Source organism: Mycetocola sp. 2940 (assembly GCF_040548835.1).
GTDB lineage: Bacteria > Actinomycetota > Actinomycetes > Actinomycetales > Microbacteriaceae > Mycetocola_A.
In genome coordinates this window covers 403,063-422,504 of sequence record NZ_JBEPSK010000002.1, presented here as the reverse complement: position 1 = coordinate 422,504, position 19,442 = coordinate 403,063, and the positions used below count along the sequence as shown (strand labels likewise).

Annotated in this window: 12 protein-coding genes; 4 read left to right on the top strand and 8 right to left on the bottom strand. The window is 66.6% G+C overall.

The window, feature by feature from the left end; all coding sequences use genetic code 11:
- Positions 1-33: 33 nt before the first annotated feature.
- Entirely contained in the window at positions 34-4,548 is a 4,515-nt protein-coding gene (locus ABIE24_RS04380) for a DUF4082 domain-containing protein (RefSeq protein ID WP_354497191.1), read from the bottom strand.
- A gap of 445 nt (positions 4,549-4,993) precedes the next feature.
- Between ABIE24_RS04380 and ABIE24_RS04375 the strand changes: the two genes are divergently transcribed.
- The 4 genes from ABIE24_RS04375 (at position 4,994) to ABIE24_RS04360 (ending at position 9,390) form a co-directional block, all read left to right on the top strand.
- Positions 4,994-6,199, top strand: a complete 1,206-nt coding sequence (locus tag ABIE24_RS04375; RefSeq protein WP_354497189.1) for a DUF1972 domain-containing protein — start codon at positions 4,994-4,996, stop codon at positions 6,197-6,199.
- Positions 6,196-6,987 (top strand): CDP-alcohol phosphatidyltransferase family protein, encoded by a 792-nt coding sequence (locus ABIE24_RS04370; RefSeq protein WP_354497187.1) that lies wholly within the window; start codon positions 6,196-6,198, stop codon positions 6,985-6,987. The genes ABIE24_RS04375 and ABIE24_RS04370 overlap by 4 nt, the downstream gene beginning before the upstream one ends.
- Complete coding sequence (locus tag ABIE24_RS04365; RefSeq protein ID WP_354497185.1) at positions 6,984-8,165, top strand: glycosyltransferase family 4 protein; 1,182 nt, start codon at positions 6,984-6,986, stop codon at positions 8,163-8,165. Before ABIE24_RS04370 ends, ABIE24_RS04365 begins: the two co-directional genes overlap by 4 nt.
- Before the next feature lie 388 nt (positions 8,166-8,553).
- The gene (locus tag ABIE24_RS04360) at positions 8,554-9,390 is read left to right on the top strand and encodes a hypothetical protein (RefSeq protein WP_354497183.1); all 837 of its coding nucleotides are present in this window, start codon (positions 8,554-8,556) and stop codon (positions 9,388-9,390) included.
- Between the two features lie 88 nt (positions 9,391-9,478).
- On the opposite strand, the gene ABIE24_RS04355 is transcribed toward ABIE24_RS04360, so the two are convergent.
- The 7 genes from ABIE24_RS04355 to ABIE24_RS04325 all read right to left on the bottom strand — a co-directional run bounded on the left by ABIE24_RS04355 (position 9,479) and on the right by ABIE24_RS04325 (position 19,328).
- Positions 9,479-10,426 carry a glycosyltransferase family 2 protein gene (locus tag ABIE24_RS04355; protein WP_354497181.1) on the bottom strand — a complete coding sequence of 316 codons (948 nt, stop codon included), beginning with the start codon at positions 10,424-10,426 and terminating at the stop codon, positions 9,479-9,481.
- Positions 10,426-11,457, bottom strand: coding sequence for a glycosyltransferase (locus tag ABIE24_RS04350; protein ID WP_354497179.1), 1,032 nt, complete (start codon positions 11,455-11,457; stop codon positions 10,426-10,428). The genes ABIE24_RS04355 and ABIE24_RS04350 overlap by 1 nt, the downstream gene beginning before the upstream one ends.
- Before the next feature lie 9 nt (positions 11,458-11,466).
- Positions 11,467-14,988 carry a PKD domain-containing protein gene (locus ABIE24_RS04345; protein WP_354497177.1) on the bottom strand — a complete coding sequence of 1,174 codons (3,522 nt, stop codon included), beginning with the start codon at positions 14,986-14,988 and terminating at the stop codon, positions 11,467-11,469.
- A gap of 13 nt (positions 14,989-15,001) precedes the next feature.
- On the bottom strand, positions 15,002-15,634 hold the full coding sequence (locus ABIE24_RS04340; RefSeq protein WP_354497175.1) for a DUF4352 domain-containing protein: 633 nt from the start codon (positions 15,632-15,634) through the stop codon (positions 15,002-15,004).
- Positions 15,635-15,810: 176 nt separating this feature from the next.
- On the bottom strand, positions 15,811-16,698 hold the full coding sequence (locus tag ABIE24_RS04335) for an O-fucosyltransferase family protein (protein ID WP_354497173.1): 888 nt from the start codon (positions 16,696-16,698) through the stop codon (positions 15,811-15,813).
- Positions 16,679-17,632: a glycosyltransferase family 2 protein gene (locus tag ABIE24_RS04330; RefSeq protein ID WP_354497171.1), complete on the bottom strand. Its 954-nt coding sequence runs from the start codon at positions 17,630-17,632 to the stop codon at positions 16,679-16,681. The genes ABIE24_RS04335 and ABIE24_RS04330 overlap by 20 nt, the downstream gene beginning before the upstream one ends.
- 208 nt (positions 17,633-17,840) lie before the next feature.
- On the bottom strand, positions 17,841-19,328 hold the full coding sequence (locus ABIE24_RS04325; protein ID WP_354497169.1) for a lipopolysaccharide biosynthesis protein: 1,488 nt from the start codon (positions 19,326-19,328) through the stop codon (positions 17,841-17,843).
- Positions 19,329-19,442 lie beyond the last annotated feature (114 nt).

Sequence of the window (19,442 nt, the reverse complement as noted above, 5' to 3'; positions counted from 1 at the left end):
TCGCTGAAGGGGATCGTTCGTCATCGGGATGCCTTACTCGTCCGGCCGGAACAGGGCATCCACCCAGAAATTGTGATTCGTCGTCGAGGTGGGCTTGCCCGTGCTGTAGGTGTAGCGCCCCCCGGCGGCTGTGCTGCTCAGTGGGCCGTTCAGGTGGGGGTCGAGGAGACCGTTCACCGTCACCGAGTACCGGCCGACGGGGGCCAGATAACTGACGACGTATTCGGTGCCCGGCTGGATGGACACCGGGGTGTCGAACACGGCGAACTGCCAGCCGCTCGCGCTCTCGCGGGTAAAGGTCACGGTGGCGAGGGCGTTCCCGTCGGGACCCCACAACGAGCCGGTGTGCTGACCGACATCAAGGGTTCCCTTGTAGAACCGGACGCCGAGCACCTTCCCGGGCACCGTCGTGGTGAAGGCCATCCCGAGGTGCACCGGCCCCCCTTCGTCCCAGTTCGTGCTCGACGGCTCAGCCGTCGACCCGAAGACCGAGATAACCCCGGGCTGCGTCAGCGGGTCGACCGGCTCCGTGGGCGTGGGGGTGGGTGTTGGTGTCGGTGTGGGCGTGGGCGTCGGCGTGGGCGTGGGCTCGGTCGCAACGGTCGAGAATTCGATGTCGACGAAGTAATTCGATGCGTTCCAGGAGTAGGTCGGCAATCCGCCCCCGCTGCCGTACAGGTATCGGCCGACCACCGCGGACAGGGGGCCCGAGGTGCGTGGGGACTGGAAGTACGCGGAGCTGTACGAATAGTGACCCTGGGGTGCGTAATAGGAGACGACGTACTCCTCACCGGCGCTGAGCTGCAGGGGCGTGTTCAGGCGAGCGACCTGCCATCCAGAGGCTGATTCGTTCGGGAAGCTCACCGTTGCCAGTCGCACACCCGCCGCGTTCCAGAGCGATCCGGTATGAGTGCCGACGTTGCCCTGTCCTTTGAAGAACCGGATCGCTGTCACCGAGCCGGCCTGGCTCGCGGTGAACGCCATCCCGAGCTCGACCGGCGACGCATCATCCGCCGAGAGCACAGCGGGCGTCTCATTGCCGAGGATGCTGTGTGTTGTGGTCGTGGCGGTGGAGGCAGTCGTCCGGAACGACCAGTCCTGGTCGGCGAGGGAGATCCCGGCCGTCGAGCGTATCCCGGAGGCGGTGACGTCGACGACAGCGTCGGGCGGCAGGTTCGACTCCGGCCGGAAGAGGATCGACTTGCGGTTACCGCTCAGCGATGTCGAGCCGTCGACGCGGGAGCCGTCCACCTCGACGAGCACGTCGAATCCGTCTGCGATCGCAGACGAGAACGTGATCGAGACGTCGGTGTTCCGATCCACATCGACCGCGCCCGCAGCGGGAAGCGTACTGACGACGGCCAGCGGGGCAGGGGTCGTTTCAAAGATCACATCGACGGAGTAACTCGTCGATGTCCTCGCGTTCGGGAACGCGTTGGCGTAGCTGTACACACCGGAATCCGCGGCCACCTGCAACGGCCCGTTGCTGAGCCCGGCGCTGAACGCCCCAGGCGTCACCGCGTACTGTCCCACCGTGGTCCGGTACGAGGCCACATACTCGGTGTCGGCCGCCACGGTCACGGGCTGCGAGAAGTAGGCGGTCTGCCATCCGGAGGTGCTCTCCGACGAGAACGTGGCTGTGGCGAGCTGCTGGTCACCGTCCGAGGTCCATAGCGTTCCGACGTGGGTGCCCGTGTTGCCGGCACCTTTGTAGAAGCGGATGCCCCGGACGATTCCGTCGTCGGTCGCTGAGAAGCGCACGCCGAGGGTGACGGCGTTGGGGTCGCCCACCTCGAGGATGGCGGGCACGTCGCCGTCGTCGTAGAGGCTGCAGGGGCAGATCCCCGGCTCCGCCGGCGGCTTGACTGTCGTGAACGACCAGTCGCCGCGTGCCACGCCCGAACCGTCCACCGTGAGGGAGACCGAATGCTTCACGAAGCCGGCGAGGGGCTCGGCCGGAACGAAGGTCACCGTGCGGGTCGCGGCATCGTACGTGGTCTGGCCGCTGACGCGAGCATCCAGACTGTCACGGACGGAGATGTCGACCGAGTCCGCCGCCACGTCCCTGGAGAGCACCGCTCGAACGACACTCGACGCGGCCACGCTCGAGGACCCCGGAAGCGGCCACTGCTGGGTGGCGAGCAACGGTGACGTGTCTTCGGTGTCGAAGACGGCATCGACGAAGTAGTTTCCACGCTGATAGACGCTCGTCGGAAAAGTCCGGGTCGTGCTGTAGACGCCGGCGGGCTGCGATCCGAAACCGCCGGTGACCGAGAGCGGGCCGTTGGTGGTTGCCCTGTACGCGCCGAAGTACGGCTGGGCCGCGTAGTGCCCCGATGGCGTGTAGTACGACACGGTGTATGTGCGTCCCGCGACGACGGGGGCTCCGGTGTCGAACGACGCCGTCTGCCAGCCGGACGGACTCTCATCGCTGAAGGTTGTGGTTGCGAGTCGGACCCCGGCGTCGTCCCACAACGAGCCGGTGTGGGTTCCGGTGTTTGCGCTGCCCTTGTAGAAGCGCACACCGAGCACGAATCCATCGATTTCAGGAGTGAAGCGCATCCCGAGTTCGACAGGCGAGGCGTCGCCCTTGTCTGGCACCGCGGGAATCTCGTCCCCGAAGAATGAGAAGGGCCCCGTGATGTCCAGTGCGAGGGACGTCGCCGTTGCCGGGAAGTTCGCACTGTCGTCGATGGCGCGGACGAGAACGCCGATCGTTCCCCTTCCTTGCTGCACGTACCGGTACGTCCAGTTCGCCGTGCCGGTGGCCGGATGCCATGACCCGCCACCGTCCGTCGACACTTCGACAGCGGCGACCCGGCCCCCGACATCGCTCGCGGTGCCGGCCAGGTCCACGACAGCTCCGTTCGGAATCGTCGTTCCGTCCGTGTGACTCGTGATTTCCGCAGTCGGCGCTGTCGTGTCCGAACTCGGCGTCGCGGCGACAAGGGCAGAGTCGAGCGATCCGGGCTGGGCTCCCATGTCGGCCAGCAGGTTCACCTGCGCCTGCTGCATGCGGCGGTCGGCCGGGGCACCGTTTCCGTCGTGCTCCGAGTCCAGCCCCCACGCCCATTGGATGCTTGCTGCCGAGAACACCAGCGCACCGCTTGCGGCCCGGTAGAGGGTCAGGTGGTGCGTGGTGGTACCGGGCGCGACGATGCTGCCGAAGTCGGTGAGGTACTCGGCGACGTCCCCTGTCGTCGTCGACAGGTGAAGAAGACCGTCCGGCCGGAACCCGTTGTCGACATCCTCATTGGACTCATAGCCGATGGTGTGCTGGGCGAGCGATGCCGTGGACCCCGGGGGCAGTTCTGCGAGGCTTGTGTTCCGCCAGAGCCGGAGCCTGCCCTCGCTGGCGGACACCTGCATGGCCAGGTCCGAATGGTTCACCTGGTACTGGGTTCCGATCAGGCCGTTCTCCGGCGTGCCGCCACCCGCCGACTGCGGTGCGAAGCGAGGATCACGCCAGGTTCCCGTCCACTCGGGCGACGGGTCGATCTTGTCGTTGCTCCAGGTCTCCTTGTAGCTCACCAGGGTGCGGTACGCGGTCGAGCTGGGGTCCGCTGACGGCTCATACCTGGTTCGCCAGTAGCCCTCGTTGCCCGAAAGGAATTGCAGGTTCACTCCGGCGTCGCGGGCGGCCTCGATGTTCGCCTTCTGCGCGCCTGACCAGTACTCGTCATGGCCGACCGACAGGAAGACGCGATGATTCGTGAGCAGCGTGCCCAGCCGGTCGGTGTCGACTCCGCTGAAGTAGCTGACGTCGTACCCGTTCTTCTCCAGGAACCGCACCTGCGCGTACTCGCTCGAGAAGTAGAAGTCACGTCCCGCCTCGTCGGCTCGGGTGTTGAACGGCCGGTTGTAGCTGATCTTGTAGGCACGGCCGTTATCGGCCCCCTGGTAGAAGTCGCTGCCGCCGTAGCTGTTGTATGCGTGCCAGGTCGGGTCCGAGGTTTGGAAGAGGACGTCGGATGTGCTGGCCTCGTCCCGGACGATGAAGGTGATGTGGCTGCTACCGGCAGTGTCCGCGCGGGTGAGGAGGGCGACATACACGCCGGAGACGGCGTCGGCCGGAACGTCCCATGAGGCCGATACGCTCCAGGTTCCGCAGTCGTAGAGCTCGGTCGCAGCGTCGGTGATGCACTCGTCCTGGCCCGCGGGCCGGTTCGGCGCGAGGTCAGCCGTGTCGATGAACCGAGCGCCGAGGCCCTGGTACCACCCGGTTCGGTAGATGTCGACGGTGTAATCGAGCACCTCGGCATCGATCTTGAAGTCGATGCGGTTTCCGACGTTGACGCTGATGTCTGTTGCGAATCCCTGAATGCTCTCGTCGCCGGCTCCCTCGATATCCCAGACGCCGGGATGTGTTCCCGGTTTCGAGTTCTCGCACACGATCTGGTTCGACCCGGGATCGCACGGGCCGACGGCGTGCGCGGCACCGACGGGGACGGGCAGCGTGACGAGCAGGGTCAGCGCCGCAACGAGTGCCGCAGAGCGTCGCGAAGGACGCATGCTGAACCGGGAGGTCAGCCTGCTGGAATTGAGCACGTCGTTTCTCTTCTCACGCTGAAAAATGGCCGCACGAATCCGTCCCCCCGTCTTCGGATGCGGCAAGAAGGAGAAACAACGACCCACTGTGATCGCATTATTCAAAACATGATGGAATGTCACGTTCTGTGCTGAAAGGCTAGCCCGGGACGAACGCCGGGGGATCCCCCCTTTTCGGGTGAGAAAAGCTCATATTTGCCCGACTTTCCTCGGGTTTCCACCCATTTTGGGGGGCGTCGCGCGGGCTTGACAGCGCCTAACATCCATACAAGCCGAAATGTGAGCAACTCTCGCCTCTCGGATTCGCGCAACGAAATGCCGTCACGACGAGGAGGAGATCTGATGTTCCTGCCAGTCGGGTGCCCGCGGCACATGTTCTCGACTCTCATACGCCCGGCCGGCGCGTATTGACAGTGCCGCACGCAAACCCAGGAGGTCGTTGCCCATGCGTATCGCCATGATCGGAACCCGCGGAGTTCCCGCCGCCTACGGGGGCTTCGAGACGGCCGTGGAGGAGATCGGCCGCCGTCTCGTGGAGCGCGGCCACGATGTCACCGTTTACTGTCGCTCGACAGCGGAGCGGACCCCGGAACACCTCGGCATGAAACTCGTCTACGTCCCGGCGTTGCAGTTGAAAGCGTGCGAGACCCTGAGCCGCACGGCACTGTCGGTGGCGCACGCCGTCACAGGCCGGCCGGTCGACGCAGCCTTCGTCTTCAACGCCGCCAATGCACCATTCCTGCCGCTGCTTCGGGCCAGGCGAATCCCGACCGCTGTGCACGTCGACGGCCTGGAGTGGAAACGGGACAAGTGGGGAAGCGCCGGGCGCCGGTACTATCGCTGGGCCGAGGAGGTCGCTGTACGACAGGCGGATGCCCTGATCTCAGACGCCGAAGGAATCGCCGACTACTACCGTGAGGAGTTCGCGGTCCCCACGGAACTCATTCGCTACGGAACGCGGATTCTCAGCCACACCCCGACTGACCGACTCGCCGCACTGGGCTTGTCACCCAACGGCTATCATCTCGTCGTTGCCCGGTTCGAACCGGAGAACCACGTCGACGTCATCCTCGAGGGCTACCGGAACAGCCGGGCGGGTCTGCCGCTCGTCGTGGTGGGCACCGCGCCATACGCCGCCGGGCACCTGGCCAGAATCTCCGAACTGGCCGACGGCGATCCGAGGATCCGGCTGCTCGGCGGCGTCTGGGACCAGGAGCTGCTCGACCAGCTGTACGCGCACGCGCACACCTACCTTCACGGGCACTCGGTCGGGGGAACCAATCCTTCGCTGCTCCGGGCGATGGGGGCAGGAACGGCTGTCCTGGCCTGGGACGTCGTCTTCAACAGGGAGGTCCTCGGCGCGGTCGGCTCGTATTTCAGCGACAGCGCGAGCCTCGCGATGCTCCTCGACGACGCGGAACTCAGCCCGCACCACATTCTCGAGGTCGGCGAGGCCCTCCAGTCCCGCGCCGCGGCACGGTATTGCTGGGAGGACGTGACGACGTCCTACGAGACCCTCGCGACGCGACTGGTTGCCGGGTACAGCACGCGCGGGGCCAGTCGCGGGCGCCTGCGCGCCGACGGGTGGGACGTCTTTCCCGCTCCGGTAGCGTCACCGTCAGACGCGGTCATCCGGGGTCGATTGTCATGAAGACAACCGCAGCGACGGGGTCGGAACACCTTCCGTCCGGCAGCTACAGCGACACGGTCCGGTCGCTGGCCGCTGCCCAGAAGCGCGCGGCGCCCGGCGCTCCGCCGTACTCCATCTACGTCAACCGGAGGGTCGGTCGATATCTGGCGGCGTGGGCGTTTCGACGAGGCCTGACACCGAACCAGGTCACGATGATCAGCGCCGCCTTCACGTTCTCGGCCCTGGCGCTTGTGGCCCTTGTGCCCCCGGCGGCGTGGCTGGGCGTCGTCGTCTGGTTCGCCCTCGCGGTCGGTTATGCGTTCGACTCTGCCGACGGCCAGGTCGCGCGGCTGCGCGGCGGGGGCTCCGCGTCCGGCGAGTGGCTCGACCACATCGTGGACAGCGTGAAGATCGCCTGCCTTCATGCCGTCGTTCTCATTTCGGTCTACCGCTTCTTCGATCTTCCGAACGACGCCTGGCTGCTCGTGCCGATCGGTTATGGGGCAGTCGCGAGCGTGTCGTTCTTCGCCATGATCCTCAACGACCAGCTCAAGGCGAACCGCGGCGATCGCAGGTCGGTGGCGCACGCCGCCACGAACGGCAACTGGTCCTGGCTCAAATCCGTACTCCTCCTCCCAACGGACTACGGCGTCCTCTGCGGTGTCTTCCTCCTCCTGGGCGCCCCATTCCTCTTCTTCGCCGTGTACTCGGCGATGGCTGTGGCGAACGCTGCGCACCTCGCGCTCGCGCTTGTGAAATGGTTCGGCGACATGCGGAACCTCGACCGCGCGGGGCGGTCAGGACGATGACCGGGCATCGCATCCTGCTCGCCCACCCCAGCGCCGATCTGTACGGCTCCGATCGGGTGCTTCTCGAAAGCATCGACGCGTTGCTTGCCGACCAGGCCCGGGTGACGGTCACCATGCCTGTGCCTGGACCGCTGGTCGCCGAGATCGAAAAACGCGGCGCCACCGTGGTGATCTGCCCGTCCCCGGTACTGAGAAAGGACATTGTCACTCCACGCGGGCTGGCACGGTTCCTCGCCGCTACCGTCCGGGGAGTCCTGTCCGGGCGCCGCCTGATCAGGACCGAACGGCCCAGTGCGATCTATGTCAACACCATCACCGTTCCCCTGTGGCTGCCGCTCGCGAGGCTCTCCGGCATCCCTTCGCTGTGCCACGTGCACGAAGCAGAAGGCTCCGCGGGGCGGCTGGTGCGAGTCGCGCTCGCGACCCCCCTGCTGTTCGCGACGAGGATCATCGCCAACAGCGAATACAGCGTCGATGTGCTGAACAGCGCGATCCCGCGGGTCGGCGCCCGCACCCAGGTGATCTACAACGCCGTGCCCGGACCGGACACGGCCAGCGAGGCGCGCGCGGAGCTGACCGACGGCATCCGCCTCGTGTACGTCGGCAGGCTTTCCCCGCGCAAGGGCGTGGACGTCGCCGTCTCGGCGCTGTCCGTCCTCCACGCACGGGGCATTCCGGCCTCCCTCGACGTGGTGGGCTCGGTATTCCCGGGCTACGAGTGGTACGAGCACGATCTTCGCGCCCAGGCTGCGCGGGTGGGATCAGTCCGGTTCCACGGCTATCAGGATCCCGTCTGGGATCATCTCGCCGAGGCGGACGTGGCCGTTGTGCCGTCCCGCTATGACGAACCGTTCGGCAACACGGCCGTCGAGGCGATGCTGGCACGTCGACCGGTCATCGTCAGCGCGACCTCAGGGCTGCGGGAGGCGACGTCCAGGTACCAGTCGGCGCAGAGGGTGCTCCCGTCGAGCCCTGACGCGATCGCGGATGCCGTCGAACAGGTCGCCTCCAACTGGGCAGAAATCCGTGCAATGGCCTCCGAAGACCGGGACCTGGCGCGAGACCGGCACAGCGCCGGCCGGTACGCCGCTGCCATCACCGGCGTCGTCCACGAGATGATCGCAAACGAGGACGAGCGTATGTTTCGTGGAAAGAAACTTTCGACGTCGATTGGGTGACGGGGACCCCACTCAGGCACGCCGAAGAATTCTCCTCTGGGAATATGAAGGAATAGCTCTGTGGCCTGCTGTTTAAGAAACATTCCTACGGACGAATAACGCGGGATTTTCCCCGTGGATTCGGGGCGGCCGGCGGTTCTCCCCGAGCTCGACGGCGTCCGCAAGCGTGACGATCAGTCAGATTCGTATGCATATAATGCTTAGGCGTGCCGCTCACACCCCCTGTAGAGGGGTCGGCACGGCCTCGTCACAAATCCAAGGTCGCCCTTCGGACTCTCACACGGCGCAGGCATTCCTTTGACCCCGATAGACAAGTTGAGTCTTTTCTTTGCCTAAAACACCTTCGAAACTGAATAAACCGCGCCTTCTTGCCATTCTGGCGGGGGCTTTGATCGCCACAGCGGGCGCCATCGTGCCGGCAACGGCAGCGTCCGCCGCCATCACCGTCCCGTTCGCCGTCCCGTCTGCCACGACCACCGGCGTGCCTGCCGGAAAGGTCCTCAAGGTCCACAACGGCAACATGGTCATCCGGACCGCCAACACCGTTCTCGACGGCTGGGAGATCCGCGGCACCCTTCGGATCGACGCTCCAGGAGCCGTCATCAAGAACTCCAAGATCACCGGTGGCTCGAACCCGGGCAACGCCGGCATCGTCCAGAACCTGGCCAGCGGAGCGAAGTTCACGATCATGGACTCCGAGATCTACGCGGCCACGCCGAGCAGCACCGCCGACGGCATCTTCGGAAGCAACTTCACCGCGCTGCGCGTCAACATCCACCACGTGATCGACCCGATCCGCGTGGTCAGCTCGAACGTCCGCATCCAGGACTCGTGGCTGCACAACAACCTGCACTACACGTCCGACCCGGCTCACGGTGGCGGCCCGAGCCACGATGACTCGATCATGATCCAGGGCGGCAGCAACATCGTCGTCACGGGAAACCGACTCGAGCACTCCCACAACGCCGCCATTCAGATCGTCCAGGACCGCACTCGCCCCCAGGTGAACGGCGTTACCGTGTCGAAGAACTACCTCGACGGTGGCGGCTGCACCGTGAACGTCGCGGCAGGTTACTTCCCGGGAATCAACATCACCGGCAACGTCTTCGGACCGCACCGCCAGTACGTTCACTGCCCCGTCATCGCGGGCAACAACCCGACGCCGGCCATGTCCGCCAACGTCTGGTACCTCACCGGCACCACGGTACCGATGGTCCGCCGCTAAGACCGGCTCACCAAAGCCGCCTCGGCGGTCCACTCAGGAAAGCCGCAGCATTGTGCTGCGGCTTTTCTGCGTCGGTGTGCGCCTTTGATCACGCCCTGATGCCCATCCGCTTGCGGCGCGCGCCGTACTCGCTGAAGGCGAACCCTCCCGAGCCTGCAATCATGCCTGCCCCCCGGTAGACCGTGCGAAGCCCCCGGGCCCGGTGAGACAGGGAGCCCGAGAGCACGCCCCAGCAGGAGCGTGCTCCTCCTCCCGCCACGCGAACGAGTCCCCGGAAGAATCGCTCGACTCTCACGAGCAGCCGCTCGGTCGCATCCTGTGCGAGGGCGATGTCGACCCGGGTCGATGTGTTGCCGAAACGGAACACGCGCATGAGGATCCAGGCTCGATTGAACCGCTCCTGGTCCTCGAGCTCCACGACGAGGGCATCCTGCGCCCACCGGATGGTGCCGCCACGCGCGACCAACTGCCGGGTGAACAGGCTGTCGCTCCCCCCGGTCAGCCCGAACGCCTCATCGAAGCGCAGTCCGAGCCGCCTCACCGTGGCAAGGTCGAGAAGGAGGTTGTTGGTCGCGGCTTCGTCCATCGACTGCCCATCGGCACGCTCGGGGCGGCGGAACGCTCCGCTGGCTCGAACCCACGGGTCTGTTCCCGGCGGAAAGTCCGTCTGGACCCGACCGGCAACAGCGTCGGCGCCCGTTTCCCGGTGCCGCGCGACGAGGGTGGCCAGCCAGCCGTCGGTCGCGATCTCGTCGTCGTCGAGGAAGACCAGCGCGTCGGAATCCATGCTTTCACCGAGCGCGCGATTCCGGACGGCGGCGATGCCTGGCCTTGGTTCGTGGACGTAATCCACGGCGAAGGATGCGACCGGCTCGCGGGCAGACGCATCCGGATCGTTGTCGATCACGAGCACACGGACCGACACCTCGCCGCCAGAACCCAGGGCCTCCGCCTGGGGAAGGACCGACTCGAGCGCCGCCACGATACCGGCCGGCCGGCGGAAGGTGGGGATGGCGACGGTGATGGAGTAGGGCATCACGCCATCTCCAGGGACCGGCAGATGGAGAGGTGCAGGGCATGCTGGTACGCCCGGAGATGGTCTGCTCCTGTCTGGTCCCAGTCACGCAGGTCCAGCCGGGGCCGAGGGCCCGCAGACCTTTCCCGGACGGTGTGCACGGCCTCGAGCAGCGCTTCCGAGCTCAGCGCACCGTCGAAGAAGTGAACCCACCCGGCGCCGACTTCACGGGCGAGCGCTTCGTTCGCCGGCGTTCGCGGCACGAGGACCGGACGGTCGAGGGACAGCGCGGCGAGAGCCGCACCCGAGTTGTGCATGCGCCGGTACGGAAGCACGACGATCTCGCTTTCGGTGATGATCTCGGTGAGCCGTTCATCCCGGACGTAGCTGAGCTCGAGGGAGATGTCGGGGTCTGCCAGCGCAAGCCCGCGCAGTTTCTGCGCGATGGCCTCATCACGAGGCTGGCCGGCCACAACCAGCGAAAGTGCGGGCTCCGCCCGGTGGGCTTCGAGGAACGCCGCCACGAGGTCGTCCGCACCCTTGTACGCCTTGATCAGACCCACGTATCCGATTCGGCCGGCCACTTGCCGGCGCCGGGGCATCGGCCCGAACCAATCGCGGTAGTGCCCGTGAGCGATCAGCTCGCTGGGAACGTCAGGCGGTACCTCGGTCGCCGGGTTGATGCGGATGCGCAGGGACACCAGGTCTTCCAGGTGGCCGATCAATGCCCGATCCAGCGCACGTCCCTCGGCCGCCGTGACGTTGTGCACCGTCTGCACGACAGCAGTGCCCCTGAGCCGGAGGCGGAGAAGCAGCGCTGCGAAGGCAAGGCGCTTGCCCAAGCGCGTTCCGGGATTCCGGGCGGCGAGGAGCGCGTCAGGCCAGTGGACGTGAAACACGTCATAGGAGCCCCGCAGCGCCTCTTTCCATGAGAACGGCAGGTGGGTGATTCCGGGAGTCGAACTGAGCTCCCGTGCCAGCATGGAGATGTAGGGATTCGTCGTCGGGCGCGGGACGCCGAACGATTGCATCACCCTGATCGCAGCTGGCACGGGGTGCCCCTATCGGACCGCGACGTTGTCGACGCGGACGAGAACCGGTCCGTTGGTGTTGGTGCTGGTGACGTAGGCCGAGATCCCGACCTGGCCGGCCCGCTGCAGTTGCGCCTGGGAGTCCGTCGTCGTGAGGAACCACGCCGTCGGCTCCGCCTGCCCTGCCGCCCACACCTTCGCCCTGAGGGTCGTCGTCGTTGCGCTTGAGGAGACGACCTCCATCCGGGTCTCCAGCACCGTGCCCGGCGTGTAGGTGAAGCCGGGCATCGGCAGGTTGGCGAGGAGCGTCTCGGCGGTTCCGACGACTTTCGCGATGCCGACGTTGACGACCCCGGTCGAGGCGATGCGAAGCTTGAGGCGGTAATCGCCGTCGACGGTCTTCCTCGTGAGGATGTTGAGGTGGGTTCCGCCACCGTCAGCGACGATGTTCGTCGACACCGACATCCGGGCGTCGACGTTGCTCGCGCTCGCCGCCGGAAGGAGCGTTGTGCGCGTCTGGGTCCGCGCAACGGAGATCTTCCCGGTGCCTTCACCGACCGAGAAGTCCGTCGTAGCGGACCACGCGCCGCCGACCTCGGCGGTTCCCCAGCCGGACGCCACCGACCGCTCGAAGCTGTCGCGAGCCACGTCCACCGCCGCACCGATGGTGACCGTTGCGGTCGCCTGGTCAGACGCGCCCAGGGAGTCCGTCGCGGTCAACGTGATCACATAGGTCCCCGCACTCGCGTAGGTGTGTGACGCTGTGGCGCCGGACCCGTCAGCCGTTCCGTCACCCCAGTCCCATGAATAGGTCAGCGTGGCACCGTCGGATGCTGTCGAACCTCGCCCGTCCACGTTCACGGTCGAGCCGGCGGTCGACACCTGCGCGGCGGCGACTGGCGCAGCATGCGGAGCCGTCGTGTTCACGACCCGGGACTCGGTGTCGCGGAGCCCGGCCGAGTCGGTGACCGTGAGCGTCACCGTATATGCGCCGGCGCTGGCGTAGTTGTGCGTCACCTGCCTGCCGGATCCGAGCGCCGTGCCATCACCGAAGTTCCACTCGTACGCGGTGATGGTCCGACCGGAGGGAGCCGTCGATGCGCTCGCATCGAAGGCCACACTGAGCGACGTGCCCGAAGACGTGAACGCGGCCGTCGGCACGGGCTGTGCCGACCCAAGGCTGTAATGAGCGGCGACCCGGCTGGCAGAGAGAACCGAGCCGTACACAGCGACCTCGTCGATGGCGCCCGTGAACCACTGGCTCGCGGGCAGGTTGGGCCAGGCGGCGAGGTTGTCGCCACCGACCCGCCAGAATCCGTTGAACGGCAGGGCCACCGTCGCCGACTCGTCGGATCCCACGAGAACTCCGTCGACGTAGAACTTCAAGCCGGTCGGGCCCAGGGTTCCCACGGCGTGGTGCCACTGGTTGTTGTTGTATGCCGCCTGTGATGTGACGGTCTTGTTCACGCCCTGGTGTTCGCCGAAGACGAGTCGCCCGTCGTTCTGCATGTAGATGTGCCGATCGTACGACGTCGAGTTTCCGGTCTGGTTGCTGCCGTAGCCGATCAGCTTGCCTCCCCGCGTGGTGTTCGTCTTGAACCACAACTCGACCGAGAGATCGGTCTGGGCGCCGACGGCGCGCGTGGAACTGATCAGTCCGTCCACGGTGCCGTTGAACGAGGACGCCGGTTGAGCATTTCCGGAGATGGCGCCGGGGGTCGTCGAGGTGACTCCCGAGCGCACGACGCCGTTGTTGGTGCCCGCCCAGTCCGTGCCGGCTTCGGCCGACGTGCCGCCGAGCGGCCAGTACAGCGTCGCCCCGTCGTCCAGGACCGCGTTGGTGTAGGCGGAGGCAGCGGATCCGCTGACGGTGGCCGTCACGCGGGTGCTGTCCTGCCCCGCGTTCCCGTTCGGGTCGCGGGCGACGACGCGGTACTCGTGCGTCGCGCCCGGTTGCAGATTGCGGTCGATGAGCGTCACGGTCGGCCGGTTCCAGTAGGTCGACTGGACCGTCGCCGTCGCGACCGCTGGTCCGACGCCCGTGCGGTACAGGGAGTAGGTGAGGGTCAGGTCGTCGCGATCCCAGTTGGCGGGAACCTGTACCCGCATCGTTCCCGTCGACACGGATTTCGCCGTGGGAACCCAGTTGGCGGTCGTCAGTCGTGGCGCGGACTTCGGGCCGCTGGGGGGCGCGTTCGAGAACCGCGCGAGGCCCTGCTGCCGCTGGCCGTTGACGAACGGGAACTCGCCGCCGTACACGACGTACTGGCCGTTGCCGGCGACGGACCAGCCCGCCTGTCCCTGGCCACTTCCTGTTCCTGTGACCCAGTCCGGGAACCAGTTGACGAAAGCCGGGGCGGCCCAGCCGCTCCAGTCCGCGTAGGTGCCGTTCACGTACTGCGAGCGGGCAAGGGTTCCCTTAGGCGCGGCCGTCAGCGCTGTCGCGTTCCTCATGTTGCCGGGAGCCGGGTTCAACTGAGTCATCCCACCGGCGGTTTCGCAGGCGTGGGCATGGCTCGCGGAGTACACGGTCGTTCCGTCGGAGTAGACACCGTAGTGGTCGCCGTGGCAGTCGGCGATCCATCGGATCTTTCCGGATCCGCCTTCCGCGGAGAAGACACCCTCGAGGTTGCCGACGGTCCTGTCTGCGAAGACCCACCCGGTGCCGTAGACAGCGTTCGCGTCCGTCGTCAGGCTCCAGATGCCGGCACGCCCGGCCAGGGTCCCGGTACCCACCCCGTTCTTGATCGTGTTCGGCGCCTCCCAGGGCAGGAGAGACCCGGTGGAGAGGTCCAGCGCAGCCAGTCCTCGCTGGGTCACCCCGTTGACGGTGCCGAACCGGCCACCGACGATCAGCTTGTCCTTCGTCGGAGACAGGACGAGCGCATCCCCCTGGAGGTCGGAGGTGGGCGCCCAGCCGAGCAGTGCGCCCGAGTTGCTGAAGGCCGCGAAGTTCTTTCGGGTGACCCCGTTGGCCGCGCCGATCAGGCCGGTCACGTAGACCGCGCTGCCGGTCGCGACGATCCCGTTCACGTACGAGCCGCCCACGGGCGGCTTGAACGACTCGAGGAGCGCTCCGGTCGCCGTGCTGAACGCCGCGATGTTGTAGCGCGTCGCACTGCCGACGCTCGTGAATTTACCGCCGACGTAGAGCACCGACCCGTCGGGCGACGACTCGAGCGACTTGACCTCACCGTTGACCTGCGGCGCGAAAGATGTGGCGACACCCGTCCGGATGTCGTAAGCGAGGATGTTACTCCGCGGCATGAGCCCGACACCCGGTGCCGCCCCTGCCGGGCGGGCATTCGTGAACTTTCCTCCCGCATACACGATGTTTCCGACGACCTCTTGTACCCAGACCACACCGGAATCGATCTGAACCGTGGGCAGCACGTCCGCCGTCGCCGTCGTCGCGCTGCGCTGCTCGACCGGGGAGGGGCCTGGTGCGGCGGTGGCGGCAGTCGCGGTCCCGAGGACCACCCCGGCGGCGATCAACGCCGTCGCCGCGGTCATCGCGATGACCCGCCTGGCCGAACGGTCGAACCTATTCATGATGTACTCCAGTTCACTGAGAAGCGTCGCCAACGAGGAGCACAACAGGCACTCCCGCTGAATAGGCAATGGTCAATTCGATGGGATCCCTGGCTCCTTCTGGAACCAGGAAGACGTAGACGCCGTCAGCGGACCCGCCTGGCGGTATCGACCCGGCGAATGGCCGGGCGGGGTCCGCTGTGGTGGGAGAGGCTGCGGCTCCTGCTGCGTCGAGCAGGGTGACCATGACGGTCTCGACGTCGAGGTCGGCGGCCGAGTCGTTCTCGATCCTGATCGTCACGGCAAGCGCCGGTCCGGCGGTCTCGCCAGGGGTGTGCGCTTCGACGTCGATCTCGGCGACGTCAGGGGCCGAGATCGTCACATCACTGTCCAGGACGGCGACGTCGCCGAGGTCCGCCTTGATCTGCTCGGGCTCAGGCGCAGGTTCGATGATGTCCTCGATGGTTCCGCCGTCCGGAGCAGGAACCGGCGTCGTGCGGGCAGGTTCAGGCGTCGCGTCTGTCGAGGGCTCCGATGTCGGCGAACTGGTCGGGCCGGCTTCGGGGGCGCCGCTCGTTGTGCACCCGGTCAGGACGGACAGCGACACGACGACAGCCACCGCAAGGGCGGCGAATTCAGGGATTCCGCCGTGAGCCGTAGCGCGCATGGGCGCCTTCCAATCGTGGACTCGGGTATGAGAACTGAGTAATCCTCATTGTCACAATTCTCATTGTCGCGTGAGGAATCGTCACTTACCAAGGCATCCCGATGAGATCACCCGCGAAGTGGGGGACCACCGTTGCGGCGTCCGCTTCGACGCGACGACGCGCGAGTCTTTCGCGGTCAGAGCGGGCGACGCACCCAGGGAGTCAGAGGGTCCCCTGCGCGCGTCACGAACGTGAGCGAGGAGAGCAGGACGCCGTTCTGGGAGGTCTCCAGACCGAGTCCCTGGCCGGCGAGGGACTCGGCCAGTTCCGGGAAGCTGGAGAAGTGGGGAGCGAGGATGTGGCTCGACGAGGCCAGGAGATAGAGGTCGGCCACCGAGGCGACGAGGGCGGACTTGCTGTTGTAGTCGCCTTTGTCGTGCTGGCTGACCGCGTCCGGGAATTCCTGCAGGATCTGCTGCAGCGCGGCATCCGTATCGGCGGAGACGAAAAACCCGACGTCAGGCCACATGCCACGGATTTCCTTCATCCGGGTCAGATACCAGCTGACCGGGGAGTGGAGCCGGGTTGCCTCATGGGAGTGGGCGTGAGCCCGAACCATGATGCCCACGAACGGCCGGTCACTGAACGCGGCGTCGAAGACCCGGCTCACCCTCGCGCGCACGTCGCTGACGGGGCGCAGGAGGCGGAGTTCGTCCTCCCACGACGCGGGCGACGGCAGGCTGAGGGCATGAGGCGTCCGGAGCTGCCAGAGCCTCTCCTTCCGCGCCCTGTCGTCGAGCCAGCCGAGCTTTCCGTCGCGGTACGGCGCTCGCCAGGCGAGGGCACGGGACACCAGGGCGGGCACCCGAACGCGGTCGTACTCCCATAAGTCGTCGAACGCGGCCCCGAACGTTGCGCCGGTGGGCCAGGCGTAGGCGAAGACGCGGCCTTCGAGCCGGGCGAGAACCTCGCTGCCGAGGACAGCGCGCACCCGGTTTCCGAGGCCGTGGTACTTCCCCGCCGCCACGATGAGGGACTTCTCGGTCATGAGGGACACGGCGGCGCTACGGAGCGGGCGTGACATCCGTCCGGCCCTTCCGTTCGTGCGCCGTCGACAGCATCCGCTCTCCGTCACGGATGCCGCGGAGAGCCGGCAGGATCGACCGCGCAGGATGCAGGAACTGGCGACGACCACCGCGAAGCAGAATGCGGTAGGCGGCCCCGGGCGTACGGCGGCGCCATCGCCTCAAGTCGGCCGGATCAAGGTGCTTCGATGCGTACAGCAGCCGGTTCCGGACGTTGTAGTAGTAATACTCGGGCGACTTGACCCGCCGTCCGGGGTCCGTCGTCTGGGTCGAACCGGGCTCGTGGACCGCTCGCGCGTCACCGTCGACCTCAACCGTGGCACGGAGCAGGGCGGCGCGGGCACAGAGGTCGATGTCTTCCCAGTAGAGGAAGAAATCCTCATCGAATCCCCCGAGAAGGTCCCACAGTCGCGCGCTGATCGCGAAGCACGCCCCACTCACCCACGGCGTCACCCGCTCGTTCGGGGTTCCGGGGGCGCGTTTCGACCGCCGGAGCGACTCTCCACGGTCGAGGTAGAGGTCTGTCAACTCCGAGAACACCCTGCCGTCCGGACGAAGCACGACGGGGGCGACGAGCGCCAGCTCGTTCTCCGCCACTCTCCTGTGCAACAACCGGATGCTGTGCGGATCGATGAACGCGTCGGGGTTGAGAAGCAGAAGTTCCGTGGCGCCGAGGTCGATCGCGGTACGGGCCGCCAGGTTCATTCCCGCGCCGAAGCCCAGGTTCACCTCGGACAGGACGCACGTCCAGCCCTGCGACGCCGCAAGTCGGTGCAGGGCGCGCTGCTCCGCCTCTGTGGTGAAGTTGTCGACGACGATGACCAGTCCGGCAAAGCCGTCGTCGAGCGATCGGGCGAGGTTCTCGCCGATCAGCTCATGCGAGCCGTAGTTCACCACAAGCACAGCCAGCGACGGCGACCATCGCTCAGGCACGGGAGGCCTGGTCGCGTCCGCACGCCTCGTGTCGGGCGGCTCGGCTCTTGGTCATGTCCCCTGACTTTCACGAACGAGTTGACGGCGACCGGCCGCCCCGACTCCGGCCTGTCGTTGCGCTGTCGTGCCGGCTCGCGCATTCTAACAAGACCGGTCAGGGATCGACCAGCAACGGATGTTGCTTCGTGGTCGGCGTCGACGACCCGCCCTAAACGGATCCCTTTCCGGGAGCGCGGTCTCGAGGCGACTTCAGGACGAGGCGTGCGAAGTCCCGAAGCAGCTTCAGGTCCAGCCGGTACATGCGCAGGACCAGCGCCACACCTGCGACGGCGAACCCGGCGGCGATGCCGAGAATCAGGGAGGCCCACGCCGGCAGGGCGCTCGTCAGCTCGCCCGACCAGTACGACACGCCCGCGACGGCGGCGACAAGGCCGAGGATGCGGAAAGCTCCCGCGTAGAGCGCCCTCACCGGTGTGGGAGTGAGCCGGGAGAGCCAGAACAACGAGAGCGGCCAGGAGATCATCGGCGCGACCGCAAAGCCGACGGCTACCCCGACGAACCCGAAGAGGGAGCCGATCAGGATGCAGGCGATCTTGATCCCGGTGGTGAGAAGGGTGAAGCGAAACAGCTGGGGGCCCAGTCCGCGGGCGAGGTAGATCCAATAGCCGACATAGGACAGCGTGTGGAGGATTCCCGCGACCGCGAACAAGCTCACGATCGGCGCCGCGTCGCTCCACTGCGGCCCGAGGAAGACCGCGATGACGTCGGAGGACAAACCGACGGCGAGGGCGAGCGGGACGCCGAGACCGTATCCGAGGCCCAACTGGCCCGCGACGATATACCGCGCGAAGCGGTCCGGCTCCTCCTGCATGCGCGAGAGCACGGGCAGAGCCACGGTGGTGAGCGGGCTCCGGATCTGGCTCAGGGGCGTCATGACGAGCTGAAACGCCCGGCTGTACAGGCCGAGCGGCGCAACACCGAACCGAAGGCCGACGACGATCGTGTCTGTTTGCGACCCGAAGTAGGTGAGGATGTTCGTCGCCACCAGGCTCCAGCCGAACTTCACGATGTCCCGAACCGAAGAGTGCCGGGAGGGCAATCGCGGCAGCCACCGGGATGCCGCGATCACGCCGATCACCGCCGCCGTCCCCATCACGAGTTGCTGCACCACGAGCGCCCAGTATTCCCAGCCAGCGACGGCGGCCAACACCCCCGCGATGAGGGCGATCGCGGCCGACGCGACGTCGATCGATGCCAGGGCGCGAAAGCGGAGTTCGCGCATGAGGGTTGCCCGGTACTGGGTCGCCACCCCGTTCAGGAAAAAGACGACGGCCAGCGCCTGCGCGATCGGTGCGACGGCGGGCTCCTGGACGATGGCAGCGAGGACGTCGGCCAGGGCGAACATCACGATTGCCAGCAGCAGGCCGATGGCGGTGTTGATCCAGAACAGATTGTCGCGCTGTCCCCGGGAGAGCACCTCCGCCTGAACGGACGCCGAGGTCAGTCCGAAGTCGCGAAAGATCTCGCCGAACGCCACGACAACGAGCACGATGGCAAGCAGCCCGTAGTCCGTCGGGCTGAGCAGCCGGGACAGGACGATGACGGAGAGAAGCTGGATGAGGATCTTCGCCGCCTGGGCGGAGAGCGTGAAGAAGACGCCGCGTGCTGCCGCACCCGCGAGGGTCGGTGTGCTCACGGGGCATCCTCCGCCCACAGCACCAGAATGCGCATTGCGGCTTCCTCCCAGTCGGGTGCTGCGCCCAAACCCGTCGAACGTTCTTATGCTAGGGCATACTCAAGCAGCGGAATC